The organism is Novosphingobium sp. NBM11 (assembly GCF_015390225.1).
GTDB lineage: Bacteria > Pseudomonadota > Alphaproteobacteria > Sphingomonadales > Sphingomonadaceae > Novosphingobium.
Genome location: NZ_VUOG01000003.1, coordinates 359,628 through 376,105, shown reverse-complemented (window position 1 = coordinate 376,105; position 16,478 = coordinate 359,628). Strand labels below are relative to the sequence as shown.

Annotated in this window: 12 protein-coding genes; 3 read left to right on the top strand and 9 right to left on the bottom strand. The window is 68.9% G+C overall.

Features of this window, described 5'->3' with window-relative positions:
- Positions 1–29 precede the first annotated feature (29 nt).
- The 3 genes from F1640_RS22050 (at position 30) to F1640_RS22040 (ending at position 5,837) form a co-directional block, all read left to right on the top strand.
- Positions 30–1,592, top strand: a complete 1,563-nt coding sequence (locus F1640_RS22050) for a tryptophan halogenase family protein (protein ID WP_124808872.1) — start codon at positions 30–32, stop codon at positions 1,590–1,592.
- A gap of 73 nt (positions 1,593–1,665) precedes the next feature.
- The gene (locus tag F1640_RS22045) at positions 1,666–4,329 is read left to right on the top strand and encodes a glycoside hydrolase family 3 C-terminal domain-containing protein (protein WP_124808945.1); all 2,664 of its coding nucleotides are present in this window, start codon (positions 1,666–1,668) and stop codon (positions 4,327–4,329) included.
- Complete coding sequence (locus F1640_RS22040) at positions 4,326–5,837, top strand: glycosyl hydrolase family 8 (protein WP_124808873.1); 1,512 nt, start codon at positions 4,326–4,328, stop codon at positions 5,835–5,837. The genes F1640_RS22045 and F1640_RS22040 overlap by 4 nt, the downstream gene beginning before the upstream one ends.
- A 3-nt stretch (positions 5,838–5,840) precedes the next feature.
- Here the strand turns inward: F1640_RS22040 and F1640_RS22035 are convergent, their stop codons facing one another.
- The 9 genes from F1640_RS22035 to F1640_RS21995 all read right to left on the bottom strand — a co-directional run bounded on the left by F1640_RS22035 (position 5,841) and on the right by F1640_RS21995 (position 16,421).
- Entirely contained in the window at positions 5,841–6,581 is a 741-nt protein-coding gene (locus tag F1640_RS22035) for a FadR/GntR family transcriptional regulator (RefSeq protein ID WP_124808874.1), read from the bottom strand.
- Positions 6,582–6,680: 99 nt separating this feature from the next.
- Entirely contained in the window at positions 6,681–8,138 is a 1,458-nt protein-coding gene (locus F1640_RS22030) for a family 43 glycosylhydrolase (protein ID WP_194921887.1), read from the bottom strand.
- An 11-nt stretch (positions 8,139–8,149) separates the two neighbouring features.
- Positions 8,150–8,851: an acetylxylan esterase gene (locus F1640_RS22025; RefSeq protein WP_124808876.1), complete on the bottom strand. Its 702-nt coding sequence runs from the start codon at positions 8,849–8,851 to the stop codon at positions 8,150–8,152.
- Between the two features lie 40 nt (positions 8,852–8,891).
- Entirely contained in the window at positions 8,892–10,199 is a 1,308-nt protein-coding gene (xylA, locus tag F1640_RS22020; protein ID WP_124808877.1) for a xylose isomerase, read from the bottom strand.
- 7 nt (positions 10,200–10,206) lie between these two features.
- Positions 10,207–11,655 (bottom strand): xylulokinase, encoded by a 1,449-nt coding sequence (xylB, locus tag F1640_RS22015; RefSeq protein WP_124808878.1) that lies wholly within the window; start codon positions 11,653–11,655, stop codon positions 10,207–10,209.
- 6 nt (positions 11,656–11,661) lie between these two features.
- Entirely contained in the window at positions 11,662–12,774 is a 1,113-nt protein-coding gene (locus F1640_RS22010; RefSeq protein WP_124808879.1) for a glycoside hydrolase family 43 protein, read from the bottom strand.
- Positions 12,775–12,938: 164 nt separating this feature from the next.
- Positions 12,939–13,865: a Gfo/Idh/MocA family protein gene (locus tag F1640_RS22005; RefSeq protein WP_124808880.1), complete on the bottom strand. Its 927-nt coding sequence runs from the start codon at positions 13,863–13,865 to the stop codon at positions 12,939–12,941.
- A 4-nt stretch (positions 13,866–13,869) separates the two neighbouring features.
- On the bottom strand, positions 13,870–14,871 hold the full coding sequence (gene araD1 / locus F1640_RS22000) for an AraD1 family protein (protein WP_194921878.1): 1,002 nt from the start codon (positions 14,869–14,871) through the stop codon (positions 13,870–13,872).
- Between the two features lie 23 nt (positions 14,872–14,894).
- Positions 14,895–16,421 (bottom strand): aldehyde dehydrogenase (NADP(+)), encoded by a 1,527-nt coding sequence (locus F1640_RS21995; RefSeq protein ID WP_124808882.1) that lies wholly within the window; start codon positions 16,419–16,421, stop codon positions 14,895–14,897.
- Positions 16,422–16,478: the final 57 nt, after the last annotated feature.

Sequence of the window (16,478 nt, the reverse complement as noted above, 5' to 3'; positions counted from 1 at the left end):
AGTCGTTCGAACAACGGGGCAGGACGCGGATGGTGCGTGCAGTGCGCGATGTCGTGATTGTCGGCGGCGGGACCGCCGGATGGCTGACCGCGGCGATCATTGCCGCCAAGCATCGCCCGCGCATCGGGCACGACTTTTCCGTTACCCTGGTCGAATCCCCCAACGTGCCGATCATCGGTGTGGGCGAGGGGACATGGCCGACCCTGCGCTCCACGCTGAAAAGCGTCGGCATTTCCGAAACCGATTTCTTCCGCCAATGCGATGCCGCCTTCAAGCAGGGCGCGCTGTTTGCCAAATGGACCACCGGCGCGGATGACGATGCCTATTACCACCCGTTGGTGCTGCCCCAGCGCTTCGGGCAACTGAACCTCGCGCCACACTGGCTGGCGGGAACGCTGGTTGAAAATGAGGACGCGGACGAGACGTTCTGCGATGCCGTCTGCCCGCAGGGCCGCATCTGCGACGAGAACCTGGCGCCCAAGACCATGGCCGATGCCGAGTTCGAGGGGCAGGCCAACTACGCCTATCATCTCGACGCCGGCAAGTTCGCGCCGTTCATGCAGCGGCACTGCACCGAAAAGCTGGGCGTGCGCCACGTGCTCGCCGACATGCGCCAGGTGTTGCAGGACGAGAGCGGCGACATCCGCGCGATCGTGACCGAGCAGGCGGGCGAGATCGCCGGCGACCTGTTCGTCGATTGCACCGGCATGCGCAGCCTGTTGCTGGGCGAGACGATGGGCGTGGGCTTCAAGGACTGCAACGACGTGCTGTTCTGCGATACCGCGCTGGCCGTGCAGGTGCCCTATCCCGATCCGGACGCACCGATTGCCACGCACACCATCTCCACCGCGCAATCGGCGGGCTGGATCTGGGACATCGGCTTGCCGACGCGGCGCGGCGTCGGCCACGTCTATTCGAGCCGCCACATCAGCCGCGAGCAGGCCGAAGCGGAGCTACGCGCCTATATCGGCCCGGCCGCCGATGGCCTGGCCGTGCGCAAGATCGATATCCGTTCCGGCCACCGCGAACTGTTCTGGAAGGGCAATTGCGTGGCGGTGGGGCTGGCGGCGGGCTTTCTCGAGCCGCTGGAGGCCTCGGCGATCGTGCTGATCGAGCTTTCGGCGAAGATGATCGCCGAACAGATGCCGCCGGCGCGCGAGGTCATGGACATCGTCGCCCGGCGCTACAACGAGAAGACGCTGTACCGCTGGGGGCGGATCATCGATTTCCTCAAGCTGCACTATGTACTGAGCCAGCGCCGCGACACCGCCTTCTGGCGCGACAACATGGATCCGGCGACGATCCCCGAACGCCTGCGTGAACTGCTGGCGCTGTGGCGCTGGCAGCCGCCCTACCTGCACGAGGAGTTCGACCGGGTGGACGAGGTGTTCCCTTCGGCCTCCTACCAGTACGTGCTCTATGGCATGGGCTTCCGCTCCGAGGTTTCCGCCCGCGCGCTGGAACCTGAGGTGCGCGATGCGCGGCGCGCGAGAGGGCAGAACGCCGATATCACCACGCGGATGCTGACGGCCCTGCCGCGCCATCGCGACCTGATCAACCGCATCGTGGAATATGGCCTTCAGCCCGTGTGACCACGCTTGAACGCCGGCCGGGGTGCGACCCGGCCAGAAGACCAGAGAGGACATCTTCGTGATCGAGAGTTCGATGCCCGCGCGCCGTCATGCGCGCTCGCTGCTCGCCGCTGCAAGTCTGGTAGCGCTAACTATCCCGCAGGCCCAGGCGCGCGAGGCCGCTTCGGCGGCGCCCGAGGCGTGGACGGAAGCGGATCGCGCGGCCTCGGCGCTGGTCGCGAAGATGACGGTCGACGAAAAGGTCGAACAGCTGCTCAACGTCGCGCCGGCAATCCCGCGGCTGGGCATTCCCGCCTACAACTGGTGGACTGAGAGCCTGCACGGGGCGGGCGGCGCGGTGCCGACCACCAATTTCCCGCAGTCCATCGGCCTTGCCGCCACGTTCGATCCGCCGCTGGTGCACGACGTGGCGCGGGTGATCAGCACCGAGCTGCAGGGGCTGCACACGCTGGCGCGGCAGACAGGGCATCTCGGCAAGATCGGTACCGGGCTCGATACCTGGGCGCCCAACATCAACATCTTCCGCGATCCGCGCTGGGGGCGGGGACAGGAAACCTATGGCGAGGACCCGTTCCTGACGGCCCGGCTGGGGGTCGCCTATGTGCAGGGCATCCAGGGCCCGAACCCGGACCTGCCCGAAGTGATCGCCACGCCGAAGCACTTCGCGGTCCATTCCGGGCCGGAGCCGACGCGCCACACCGACAACATCATGGTCTCGCGCCATGATCTGGAAGATACCTACCTGCCCGCCTTCCGCGCCGCGATCGTGGAGGGCAAGGCCGGGTCGATCATGTGCGCCTACAACCGCGTCGATGGTCAGCCGGCCTGCGCCAGCGACCTTCTGCTGAAGGACCGGCTGCGCGGCGCGTGGGGCTTCAAGGGCTATGTCGTTTCGGATTGCGACGCGGTGGTCGATATCTACGACCGCCACAAGTACGCGCCCGATGCCGCCTCGGGCGTCGCGGCGGGGCTGCTGGCGGGCGTGGACAACGAATGCCACACCGGCACGATCGGCGAGGCCCCCGGTCTGGCGGACCGCTACAAGGCGGCGCTCAAGGCCGGATACCTGACCGATAGCGACATCGACCGCGTGCTGGTGCGCCTGTTCTCGGCCCGCTACCGCAACGGCGACCTGCGCGGGATCGCCGCGCGCAAGCCCAACGCCACGCCGGTGAGCGCGGTGGGCACGCGCGAGGGATGGGACCTTTCGCTCAAGGCGGCCGAAAAAAGCCTTGTCCTGCTCAAGAACAACGGCGTCCTGCCGCTCAAGCCCGGCGTGCGCGTCGCGGTGATCGGGCCGCTGGGCGATGCCACGCGCGTGCTGCGCGGCAACTATTCCTCGCCCAATTCGGCGCCGCCGATCTCGGTGGTCGACGGGCTGCGCCGGGCCATGCCCGAAGCGAAGGTCACGATGGTGCCGTTCGCCCCGTCGATCACCGACGGCGATCTCGTCACCGACGGCAATTTCCTGACGCTCGATGGCCAGCCCGGATTGCGCGCGGTCTATTACAACGCGATCGATCCCGCGAAGCCCCGCGGCGAACGGACTTTCTCCGCCAGGCCGGTGGTCACGCGGATCGAGGCCAACCTCCAGAGCAGCGCGATGCAGCTGAAAGAGGTTTCCGACGCGCACAAGGTGGTGTGGGACGGCTTCTTCGTCGCGCCGGAAAGCGGCCTCTACAAGCTGGGCGTGACCGGGGTGAAAGGCGCGCTGGAAATCGGCGGAAAGCCGGTTGTCAGGTCGGACCACTATTCGTTGTGGGGCGAAGCGCCCAAGTATGTCGAGGCCGAGCTGAAGAAGGGCGAGCGCTATCCGCTGCACTTCGATCTGGAAGGCGGCGGCGCGGCGGTGCCGGGCCTGTTCTGGAAGCGCATCACCCACGATCCCTGGGGCGATCTGGCGCGGGGCGCGGCCGACGCGGACGTGCTGGTGGCGGTGGTCGGCCTGACCTCCGATCTGGAGGGCGAGGAAATGCCGCTCAAGATCGAAGGCTTCGACGGCGGCGACAAGACCGGGCTGGAACTGCCGATGGACCAGCGCGAACTGCTGATCCGCGCACGCACGCTGGGCAAGCCTCTGGTCGTGGTGACGATGAACGGCAGCCCGATCGACTTGTCATGGGCCAGGGACAATGCCGATGCACTGGTGGAGGCGTGGTATCCGGGGCAGGCGGGCGGTTTGGCCGTGGCCAACGCGCTCTCGGGCAAGGTCAACCCCTCGGGCCGCCTGCCGCTGACCTTCTACAAGGACACGGCGGACCTGCCGGCCTTCACCAGCTATGCGATGGCGGGGCGCACCTACCGCTACTTCACCGGCAAGCCCGTCTATGGCTTCGGCTATGGCCTGAGCTACACCACGTTCGGCTATGGACCCGCGCGGGTGGAGCCGGTGGACGGTAGCACCGCGAACGGCATCCGCGTGACCGCGCAAGTCACCAACACCGGGGCGCGCGAGGGCGAGGAAGTGGTGCAGGCCTATCTGCGCTTCCCCGATCAGCCGGGCGCGCCGCGCGTGGCACTGCGCGGGTTGCAGCGGGTGGCGCTGAAGCCGGGCGAGAGCAAGGCGGTGACGCTGGAACTTTCGCCGCGCGACCTTTCGGCGGTGCGGCCCGATGGCGTGCGGCAGGTCTTCGCCGGGGCCTACCGCCTGAACCTGGGCGGCGGGCAGCCGGACAGCGGCTTGCCGGGCACGGAAACCGCGTTCACCGTCGATCGCGTGGTGGATCTGCCGAAGTGAGGGGATTCGCGCTCCTTGCCCTGACGGTCGCGGTCCTTGTGCTGCCGGCGGCTTCGCCCGCGGCCGCACAGCCGGCGAAGAAGGCGCAGGTTACCGAGGCGTCCACCGCGCCGCCGGGCGTTGCCTTCACCCGGCATCAGGAAGCGCCGCTGTGGAAGGTGACGCGGCATCCCGGCGAGGGCAAGGGCGCCTATGCCACGGGCACCTACCGCAATCTGTTCAGCGAACTGCTCGGGGTGCCGCGCGAAGAGGTGAAGGCGCGGATCGAGACGACGTGGCGCGCCTATTTCCATGGCGACGGGCAGGAGCAGCGGCTCTATTTCGAAACCGGCGCCAACGCCAACGGCACGCTGGCCTACGTTACCGACTGGGCGAACAACGATGCCCGGTCGGAAGGCATGAGCTATGGCATGATGATCGCCGTCCAGCTGGGCCACAAGCGCGAGTTCGACGCGCTGTGGAACTGGGCGAAGACTTACATGCAGGTGACCGACCCGGCCAATCCTTCCTATGGCTACTTCGCGTGGTCGATGGGCACCGATGGCAGCGCGCGCAGCACCGGGGCCGCGCCCGATGGCGAGGAATTCTTCGCCATGGCGCTCTATTTCGCGGCGAACCGCTGGGGCAACGGCACCGGCATCTACGACTACAAGGCCGAAGCCGACCGCATCCTGACCGCCATGCGCCATCGCGCGGTGATGACCGGGACGCCGCCGTTCCGCATCCACCCCGAAGACGCGCCGTTCGTGCAGCCCGATCGCCCCTGGCCCAGCATCAACAACCGGGCCGAGGCTGCGGCGCTGGCGGCGCAGGGCAAGACGCCTCCGCCGCCATGGCGCGATCCCGCGCCCAAGCCCCATGCGGTGGGGCCGATGATGGAGGAAAGCCACGCGATGATCCGCTTCGTGGCGGACGTGGGCTATCCGGGGTCGGACGCGTCCTACCACCTGCCCGCGTTCTACGAACTGTGGGCGCGCTGGGGGCCGGAGGCCGATCGCGCGTTCTGGGCGACGGCCGCCGACGTCAGCCGCGATTACTTCGTGCGCGTGACGAACGCGCGCACCGGCCTGGCCCCCGATCACAGCTATTTCGACGGCAGCACCATGACGACGGGCACGGGCGAGCCCTATCCGTTCGGCTACGACAGCTGGCGCACCGCCAGCAACTGGTCGGTCGATGCCAACTGGTGGGGCAAGGACCCGCGCCAGAAAGCGCTGAGCACCGCGATCCAGACGTTCCTGGCGGGCGAGGGGATCGATCGCTTCGCCGATCGCTACACGCTGGACGGCAAGCCCCTGTCGCAACGCCATTCGCCGGGAATGGTGGCGGCCACGGCCGTGGCCGGGCTGGCGGGCACGCCCGAGCCGCTGGCGCGGGCCTTCGTCAAGGAGCTGTGGGACACGCCGATGCCCGAAGGCGAGCAGCGCTATTTCGACGGCATGCTCTATCTGATGAGCATGATGCACCTGGCGGGCGAGTACCGGATCATCACGCCGCCGGTGCGGTAGCTATCAGGCGCGCGCGGGCGCGTCGATATCGGCCAGGGCCAGTTCGATCAGCGTCTGCATCGCCGCGCGCGCGGCCGGGCCATCGCCATCGGCCACGGCATCGAACAGCACGCGGTGATCGGGCAGGGGATCGCGCGGCAGCTTGCGCTTGCGCTGCTTGTAGATCGTGGTCCACCGCACCGCCGCCGAAATCGTGCTGGCCAGCGAGATCAGCGCCATGTTGCCGGTGGCCTTGAGCAGCGTGGAGTGAAAGGCCTGGTCCGCCGCCTGCCCCAGCGGGGAAGCGAGCGTGTGCTTGGCCATTTCCTCAAGCGCATGGCCCATCTGCGCCAGTTGCGCCCCGGTGCGGCGCGTGGCGGCGATCTCGGCGGCGGCCGGCTCGATGATCAGGCGCAGCTCGAACAGGTCGTCGATTGCCGCCCGGCTGGGTTCGCCCTCGAACGTCCAGGCCAGCACGTCAGGATCGAGAATGTGCCAGCGCGAGGGGTCGGTGATCTTGGTGCCCGCCTTGGGGCGGCTTTCGACCAGACCCTTGGCGGCGAGGATGCGGATCGCCTCGCGATAGGCGGTGCGCGAGATGTGGTTGCGCTCGGCAAAATCGACTTCGCTGGTCAGCACGTGGCCCGGCGGGTACTTGCCGGTGACGATGGCGATGCCAAGGTCCCGCGCGATGCTGCCATGCAGCCGCAGTGATTTGTCAGACCTGTCGATCCCGTCCCCGACCGGTTCCTTGCTTCGCGACACGTTCCACTCCTTGCCCTTCCCCCTATTTGGGCGCAATTCCGCCAAAGTCCAGCGGTTCGATGATGCCGGGCGCCGGTGCGATCTGTCAGTCCTTTCGGATCAGGGCCGGCGGAACGTCCACTTGCCCGCATCGGACGCCGGATCGAAGCGGACAAGGCGCGGCGTGCTTGCGCCCACGGCCGACAGCGCGAGGGGCCTGAACGGATCGGGCGTGGACTTCGGGATGATCCGGAAGGCGCCGTCGGCAAGCTGGTCGACCCGCCAGAGCTGTTCGGGCGCGCCGGTGAAGGCGGGCGCGGCCACGACATCGCCCCCCGGCGTCGCCGCCAGCGCACGGCTGGTGCCGGCGATCACGATCCGCACATAGGGCGCGCCGAACCAGCCGCCGGCGCCGGCCACCGGCTCGATCGTCCAGTGCTGGTGCGGCCGCACCATGTAATCGCCCATGTCGACCGGGATCGGCCCGGCCGGCCAGGTCGCGCGGTTCTGGTCGAGCGTCTGGTCGGGCACCGGCACCAGCGGTTCCTTGGGCGGTCCGAACCCGGCCCATTTGAACGGCAGCCGCACCTCGTCCACCGCCAGTTGCAGCGCGCCGCCGCGCTCGGACTGGATCTCGTAAGTCCCGGGCCGCAGGTTTTCCTGCCCCACGGGCCAGCCGTTCTTCCAGGTGAGCGGCAGGATCGCCAGCACGCTGCGGCCGGCGCGGTCCATGTCCGCCTCGTAGTGGAACGAGAACTTCTCCACCCCGTCGCCAAGGTCCACCAGCCCGAAGTGGCCCGCGCCCATGCCGCGCCCGTTCGACCCCCAGACGAGCTTGCCGCCGCCCTTGAGCAGCGGCACGCCGAAGTTGTCGAGATACGGCCCCAGCGGGCTGCGCGCGCGGCCGACGCGGATGTTGTAGGTGGAATTGGGGCCGTCGCAGCAGGTGCCGTGGGTGCCCAGCAGATAGTACCAGCCATCGCGGTGCAGCAGCGCGGTGGCTTCCATGTCGATCGCCACATCGACGGGTTGGTTCCCGGGCAGGCGCTCGGCGGTCCTGGGATCAAGCTCGATCATGCGGATCGAGCCGAAATAAGTGCCGTAGCTCAGCCACAGCCGCCCTTCGGCCAGCAGGAACGCCGGATCAATCGCGTCGTGCAGTTCCACTCCGTCGCTGGAGGCGACCGTGCCGATCTCGTGGAAGGCGAAATCCTTGGACGCCGGATCGAGTGACTTCGTCCACATGATCTTGATGTCGCTCTTGTGCCCGCCGTTCATGCCGCCGCCGCCCACGGCCCAGGCGACGAAATAGCGGTCGCCCAGCTTGATGACGTCGGGCGCGACGCCGCCGCCGGGGCGCACCGGGCCGCTCTTCCAGGTCCAGCCGTCGCTGGAGACGAGCCCGCCGCCGAACGTGCCGAACGTGTAGAACTTGCCATCCGATTCCACGATGGTCGAGGGATCGTGGATATAGGGCTCGCCCTCCAGCTGGGCGACGGGGTTGCTCTGCGCGAGCACCGCCGCAGGCACGAGAGCGAGGGCGGCGGCGAGGGCGGCGGCGAACACGTGGCGTTTCATCGGCATTTCCCTCACTGCGCGCGCACCGCAAGATCGCGGATCGGCTGGCCCTTGCCATCGACGAAGCGGACGCAGAAATCGCTGAGGCCGGGGCCGTTGATCACCGCGCCGATCAGCACGTTGCGGCCCTTCTTCAGGCCGACGGCGGGCGAGACGACATCGTCCATCACCATGCGGCGGTCGCCGAACAGCGCGGCCGTCTCCGCGCCGTTGAGCCACCAGACCGAGGCGGAATTGGAGCCGGCGGCGAGATGCGCATCGGGGATGTCGCGCGGGGCGTCGATCACGGTCACCGCCCAGAAGATCACGCCGTAGGTCGGCTTGCCATAGGCCTGGGCAAAGCCGAACAGCTTGACGTCCCACGGCGTGGCATCGAGCGCGTGCCAGGTGAGCGAAGCGCCCTTGTGTGCGATGGTCTGGCCATCGCGCGGCAGTGCCTGGCCAGAGCCGGTACCAAGCCCGGCCGGACGGTCCGCGGCGAAGGCCGCGCGGACATAGGTGCTGGTGAACAGCTGGTTGGTGCGGTTGGGCTTGGCGATCGGTTCCAGCAGCAGCCAGCGCCGGATGAAGCCATCGGCATCGGGCGCGGCGCTCCCCGCCGTCGCTGGGGTGAAGTGGGGCGCCAGCGGCGGCGCCGCGCGCGCCACCACCGGCAGGGCGCTGGCGGCGAGCAGCGCGAACGCTGCCCCAAGAACGCGGGCCTTGTGCATCATCACCTCTCCCCAGCCACGTAACCCCGTCCGACAACCGCCGTCAGAAGCGGTTGAGCATGTTCTCCAGCCATTCCTGCCGGCCCGAAACCGGCTTGGGAGCCAGATCGCGCGCCACGGCGAGATCGGCGATTTCGGCAAGGCTCGCGCCCTTGATCGCCTGTCCCAGTTCGCCATTCCATCCGGCGTAGCGTTCGGAGCGGAAGGCATCGATGCGGCCATCGGTGATGATGGCCTCGGCGCGCAGCAGGGCCTTGGCGATCACGTCGACGCCGCCGATGTGGCCGTGGAACAGGTCCGCCGCGTCGACCGACTGGCGGCGCACTTTGGCATCGAAGTTGAAGCCGCCATCGGTGAAGCCGCCGGCGCGCTCGATCTCGATGCAGGCCAGCGTCAGTTCCTCGACCGAGTTGGGAAACTGGTCGGTATCCCACCCGTTCTGCGGATCGCCCCGGTTGGCGTCGATCGAGCCGAAAATGCCGAGCGCGCGCGCCATGGCGATTTCGTGTTCGAAGGTATGGCCCGAAAGCGTGGCGTGGTTGGCCTCGATGTTGACCTTGACCTCGCTCTCAAGGCCGAAGCGCTTGAGGAAGCCGTACACCGTCTGCGTATCGAAATCGTACTGGTGCTTGGTCGGCTCGTGCGGCTTGGGCTCGATCAGGATCGTGCCGGCAAAGCCGATCTTGTGCTTGTGCTCGACCACCAGGCTGAGGAACCGGCCGAAGTTTTCCTGCTCGATAGCGAGGTCGGTGTTGAGGATCGTGTCATAGCCTTCGCGGCCGCCCCACAGGACGTAGTTGGCGCCGCCCAGCCGGTGCGTCGCTTCCAGCGCGTCGCGCACCTGGCTCGCGCCCCAGGCATAGACTTCGGGGCGGGGCGACGTGGCCGCGCCCGCCAGATAGCGCGGGTGGCCGAACAGGTTGGCCGTTCCCCACAGCAGCTTGCGCCCGTGCGCGGCCTGCAGTTCCTCCAGATGATCGACCGCGCGGGCGAAGCTGGCGCGGAATTCGCCGATGCTTTCGGCCGGGGCCATCACGTCCACATCGTGGAAGCAGTAGAACGGCAGGTCGAGCTTTTCGACGAAGGCCAGCGCCGCCTCGCGCTTGGCGCGCGCGGCGGCTTCGTCCTGCGGGCCATTGAGCCAAGGTCGGTCGAACGTGCCCGCGCCGAACACGTCGCTGCCCGGCCAGCAGAAGGTGTGCCACATGCACACGGCAAAGCGCAGGTAATCCTCCATGCGCTTGCCGAAGACCACGCGGTCCTTGTCGTACCAGCGATAGGCGAGGTCGTTGGCGCTGTCGGGGCCTTCGTAGCGGACGGTGTCGAATGCGTCGAAATAGGCAGCGGACATTGCAGGCTTACTCCTTGATGGCGCTGAGCGCCCGATAGGCGGCGCGGAAGCGTTCCCGCTTCGGCGCAAGGCGGGCGGCGAGATCGGGATCGGGTTCGATCACCGCGCGAACGGGGGGACGGGTGCAGACTTCGGCGGCGCTGGCGCCGGTGGCGGCCATCTGCGCCAGGCGCGCGCCACCCAGCGCGGGGCCGACTTCGCCGCCGTGCAGATAGACCAGGCGGACGCCGAGCACGCTGGAGAGGATGCGGCCCCAGTGCGCCGAGCGCGAGCCGCCGCCGATCACGCACAGCTCCTCGATCCGCGTGCCGGCGCCGCGCAGCGCGTCGATCCCGTCGGCGTGGGCGAAGGCCACGCCTTCGAGCACGGCGGCGGCCAGGCGCGGCGTGGTGCTCTCGTTGCCAAGGCCAAGGAACGCGGCGCGAATGTGCGGATCGTTGTGCGGCGTGCGTTCGCCGGAAAGATAGGGCAGGAACAGCTCGCCGCCGCTGGCCGCGCCGGCTTGTTCGGCCAGCGCGAAGAATTCGGCTGGTCCCGGCACGTTGCAGGCGCGCGCGGCCCAATCGATGCAAGAGGCGGCGGAAAGGTGCACGCTCATCTGGTGCCAGACGCCGGGCAGGGCGTGGCAGAACGCGTGGACGGCCTGCGCCGGATTGGGCCGGAATGCCGCGTTGGCGACGAAGATGACGCCCGACGTGCCGAGCGAGAGCATGCCCTGGCCGTCGCCCAGCACGCCCACGCCCAGCGCGCCCGCCGCGTTGTCGCCAGCGCCCGCGACCACCGGCACGCGGCCCATGCCCCAATCGCGCGCGACATCCTCGCGCAGCACGCCGGTCACGTCGGGGCCTTCGTGCAGGCGCGGCATGTGGCGTTCGTCGAGGCCGGTCGCGGCCAGCATTTCGCCCGACCAGGCGCGCCCGGCCACGTCGAGCCACAGCGTTCCGGCTGAATCCGACATGTCGCTGGCCTTCTCGCCGGTGAGGGCAAGGCGCACATAGTCCTTGGGCAGCAGCACGGTGCGCGTGGCGGCGAAGACATCGGGTTCGTGCCTGCGGACCCAGGCGAGCTTGGGCGCGGTGAAGCCGGGCATGGCGATGTTGCCGGTGATCGCGCGCGTGCGCGGCTCGTCCGCTTCCAGCGCGGCGCATTCGGCGAAGCTGCGGCCGTCGTTCCACAGGATCGCCGGGCGGAGCGGCCGGTCGTCCGAACCGAGCAGCGTTGCGCCGTGCATCTGACCGGCAAGGCCCACCGCCTGCACGCCGCCGCGCAGCGCGGGATCGATGCCGAGCACGGCCTTGTGCGCCGCCTCCACCCAGTCGGCCGGGGCCTGTTCGGACCACAGCGGCTGGGGACGCGCCACGGAAAGGTCGGCGCTGCTTTGCGCCAGCACCTCGCCGCTCGCGGCGGTGACCACCGCCTTCACGCAGCTCGTGCCAACATCGATGCCAAGGAACATGGGCGCTTACTTCGCCTTCATCGGATCGATCGTCCGGATCGTGCCGTCGGGGTTGAAGGTCAGCTCCGTCACCTTGACGTTGCGCAGGTGGTTCTTGTTGGAAAGCTGGGTGTCGGCGTAGAACAGCCACCATTTCCCGTCGTGCTGGATGATCGAATGGTGCGTGGTCCAGCCCTGCACCGGCTTCAGGATATGGCCGGCATAGCGGAACGGGCCATAGGGGCTGGTGCCGATGGCATAGTTGAGAAAGTGCGTGTCGCCGGTGGAATAGGTGTAGTAATACTTGCCGTTCTTGCGGAAGACCCACGAGGCTTCGAAGAAGCGGCGTTCGTGGTCGCCGCCGGTCACCGGCTTGCCGTCCTCGCCCAGGATCACCGCGTCGCGCGGGGGTTCGGCAAAGGTCTTCATGTCGGGGTTCATCCGGACAACCTTGCCCGAAAGCGCGGGCTTGTCGTCCTGCTTGAGATCGGTGTCCGATCCGTTGGGATCGTATCGGCCGGTTGCCCAGCGCTGGAGCTGCCCGCCCCAGATTCCGCCGAAATACATGTAGGCGGTGCCGTCATCATCCACGAACACCGCCGGGTCCATCGAGAACGAGCCGGGGATCGGCTCCTTCTCGGCCACGAACGGGCCGGTCGGGCTGTTCGACGTGGCCACGCCGATGCGGAAGGCGCCCAGGCCGTTCCGGTCCTTCGATTTGTCGCGCGCGGGGAAATAGAGGAAGTAGGTGCCGTCCTTGTAGGCGGCATCGGGCGCCCACATCTGCTGCGAAGCCCAGGGCACGTCCTTCACGTCGAGCGCGACCGGGCCAACCGTGACCTTGCCGCCGACCTTGTCCATCGAAAGCACGCGGTAGTCGCGCATGGCGTACTGGTTGCCCAGGTCGTCGTCGGGCGTCGGCGTGGCGATGTCGTGCGAGGGATAGACGTAGATCTTGCCGCCGAACACGTGCGCGGAAGGATCGGCGGTGTAGATGTCGCTGACCAGCGGCTGATCGCGGAACGCGCTGGCGGGCGCGCCGCCGTTGCCGGGCTGCTCCGCGTTGCCCGCTTTGGTGCAGGCCGCGATGGCCAGGACGCTGGCGAGGCACAGCGCGGCGGTGGTGATTCTTGCCTTCATGGTCAAACATCCTCTTGCAGGCCGCTTTTCCGGGCCTTTCGCATGATCGCTCGGGTAATGATAGCGCTACCTAAATGGTACGGCAATTTGAAATGTGGGGTTGGGGCCAGTGGGGTTGTGCCAGTCGATTGTGGAGACGCGGGGGCGGTCCCCCGCCGTCACGCTCAATCCTCGAACGGATCGACCGCAACGCGCGTGCCGCGCAGGAAGGCGTCGGCGACCAGGCGCAGCGGATCGATATCCACGTCGCTGCGGCCGGTGCGGATCAGCGTGGCGAAGCGGGCATAGAGGCCGGGATATTCGTGATCCTCGTCGCGCTGGGTGCCGGAAGGCAGGGTCAGCACCGCCCCGCCGCTGGAGAGCCGGAGCATGCCGGCATCGGTTTCCACCGCGATGTCCCAGCTTTGCGGGCCGGTCTGGCGCCAATCGAGGTCCATGTGGACGATCGCGCCACCGGTATCGCGGAAATGCAGATCGGCGGCGATCGGCGCGGCGCGGTTGGCGGGAATTTCCAGCGTGGCCGCCTCAAGGAAGATCGGGCGCGGCAGGATGCGGGTGACGATGGACAGCGCGTTGATGCCGGGATCGAACACGCCCAGGCCGCCCGGCTCCCAGATCCACGCCTGCCCCGGATGCCAGACCCGCACGTCCTCGCGCCAGGTGATCTCCACGCGCGCGATCCGCCGCTCGGCCAGCCAGGCGCGCGCCGGGGCGACGCCGGCGGCAAAGCGCGAATGCCACGCGGCGAACAGCGTGGCGCCGACCCTGTCCGCCTGGCTGTGCAGCGCGGCGACTTCCGCCAGCGTCGCGCCGGGCGGCTTTTCCAGGAACACATGGATGCCGCGCGCAAGCGCCGTGCTGGCCAGATCGTGGCGGACCTGCGGCGGCGTGCAGAGCGCCACGGCATCGACTGCGGGGCCGCCGGCCAGCAGTTCGTCGAGGCTGGCGAAATGCGGCACGCCATCGACGCCCGGATCGTGCGGGCTGACCGTGGCGGCAAGGCCGAACGCGCGGTTGCCGGCGATGGCGGGCAAGTGCTGGTCGCGGGCGATCTTGCCCACGCCCACCACGGCGATGCGGATCGGGTCCATCGCGCTAGAGCACCCGCACCTTCAGCGGGACCGAAACGTCGCCCCCCGTCCGCGCCAGCGGATTGCGGCAGGGCAGGGTGAACGGCGCGGCCTCGATCTCGGACACGTCGCCCACCTGCGTGCGCACCGCATCGCTGAACGAAAGCGTGGCGGTGCCGAAGAAATGGACATGGATGTCGCCCGCGCGGCGGAACAGGTCGTACTTGAAGTGATGGTGTTCGAGATTGGCGAGGCTGTGGCTCATGTTGTCCTCGCCGGTCAGGAACGGCTTTTCCCACAGCACCTTGCCATCGCGCAGGATGCGGCTGGTGCCGCGAATGTCCGTCGGCGCGGCGTCGATCAGCAATTCAGGGCCAAGCGCCGCGCGGCGCAGCTTGGAATGGGCGAGCCAGAGGTAATTGTGCCGCTCGGTCACGTGGTCGGAAAACTCGTTGGCCAGCGCGAAACCGAGGCGGAACGGCGTGCCGTCGGGGCCGATCAGGTAGATCCCGGCCAGTTCCGGCTCCTCGCCGCCATCCTGCGCGAAAGCCGGCATGTCCAGCGGCTCGCCGGGGCCGACAAGCTGGCTGCCATCGCCCTTGTAGAACCATTCGGGCTGCTGGCCGACACCACCATCGGTGGGCTTGCCGCCTTCCAGCCCTTCCAGGAACATGCGCATGGAATCGGTCTGGTGCGCCGCGGCGGCGGCGTCGCGGTGCATCTTGTCGCGCCCTTCAGCCGAGCCGAGGTGGGTAAGGCCGGTGCCGGTAAGCGCGAGGTGCGCCGGGTCTTCGTGATCGATGGGCGCGAGGAAGTGGCCCGCTTCGAACTCGGCGGCGAGATCGATCGCCGCGCCGGCGGGGCACTTCCGCGCCTCCGCGGCCAGCGTGGTGCCGGCCGCGATTGCGCGATGCGCCAGGTCGGTGGTGCGCGCCACGCCTTCGAGGACATGGGCCACATCGCCATCGGCGAGGACGACGCGGCGCGTGCCGTCGCCGGCGCGGTGCTGCAGGAGGCGAAGTGCCATGGATGAAATCTCCTGTCCCGCGCTCAGAGCGTCAGCGTGCCGTCGATCAGGCGGGGCGCGCCATCGCCACGCGCCTCATCGCGCAACTCGGGCGGAAGCACCGCCGGGCTGAGGTTCTGGTAGCTGACCGGGCGCAGGAACCGGTCGATCGCCAGGCTGCCGACCGACGTGGTGCGCGGGTCGGACGTGGCGGGGACGGGGCCGCCGTGGACCATGGCGTGGCAGACCTCGACGCCGGTTGGCCAGCCGTTGGCGAGGATGCGCCCGGCTTTCGCTTCCAGCACCGGCAGCAGGCGCGTGGCCAGCGCCTCGTCGGCGGCATCCAGGTGGAGCGTGGCGGTCAGCTGACCTTCCAGCCCCTTGAGCACGGAGACGAGTTCCGCCTCGTCGCGGCAGACGACCACGATCGAGGACGCGCCGAACACCTCGTGCCCCATCGCCTTTTCGGCGAGGAACGCCTGGGCCGTGGTGCGGAACAGCGCTGCATGGCCCTGCAGCGCTGCGCCGGCCAGGCCTTCGGCCAGCTTCTCCACTCCGGGCGTGGCCTCAAGCGCGGCGACGCCCGACTGGTAGGCCTTGCAGATGCCGCCGGTCAGCATGGTCTGCGCGGCGGCGGCGCGCGTCGCCTCGGTGGCGGCGGTGAGGAAGGCGTCGAGCCCTTCGCCCTCGATCGCGAGGACGAGGCCGGGGTTGGTGCAGAACTGGCCGGCGCCCATCGTCAGCGAACCGATGAAGGCGGCGCCGAGCGCGCTTCCCCGGGCCTGCAGCGCTTCGGGCAGGAGCAGCACCGGGTTGATGCTGGACATTTCGGCATAGACCGGGATCGGCACGTCGCGGCTCTGGGCGAGGCGCACGAGCGCGAGGCCGCCCCCGCGCGATCCTGTGAAGCCCACGGCGGCGATGCGCGGGTCCTGCACCAGCGCGGCGCCGAGGTCGTTCGAGGGGCCGACCAGATGGCCGAACACGCCGGCGGGCAGGCCGGAGGCGGCCACCGCGCGGGTGATGGCGGCGGCCACGAGCGCGCCGGTGCGCGGATGGGCGGGGTGGCCCTTGACCACGACCGGGCATCCGGCGGCGAGCGCCGAGGCGGTATCGCCCCCGGCGGTCGAGAAGGCCAACGGGAAGTTCGACGCGCCGAATACCGCGACCGGGCCGACCGGGATCATGCGCAGCCGCAGGTCCGGGCGGGGCAGCGGCTGGCGATCGGGCAGGGCGGGATCGATGCGCAACTGCTGCCACGCGCCCTTGCGCACGACATCGGCGAACAGGCGCAGCTGGCCCACGGTGCGGCCGCGTTCGCCTTCCAGACGGGCGCGGGGCAGTCCGGATTCCTCCATGGCGGCTTCGATCAGCTCGTCGCCGATGGCCAGGATCTCCGCCGCGATGGCTTCCAGAAACGCGGCGCGCTCCTCGCGCCCGGTGGCGCGGTAGGTATCGAAGGCGGCGGCGGCGGCGGCGCAGGCGGCATCGACTTCGGCCGGGCCATCGATGGGGAAGGCAGGGCCGGTCGGCTGACCCGTGGCGGCAGCCACGGAGCGGAATTCGGTCATGGGAATCTCCTGATTTACTCTGACATATTGCCAGAGGTGCCGGAACGCAACCGGTGG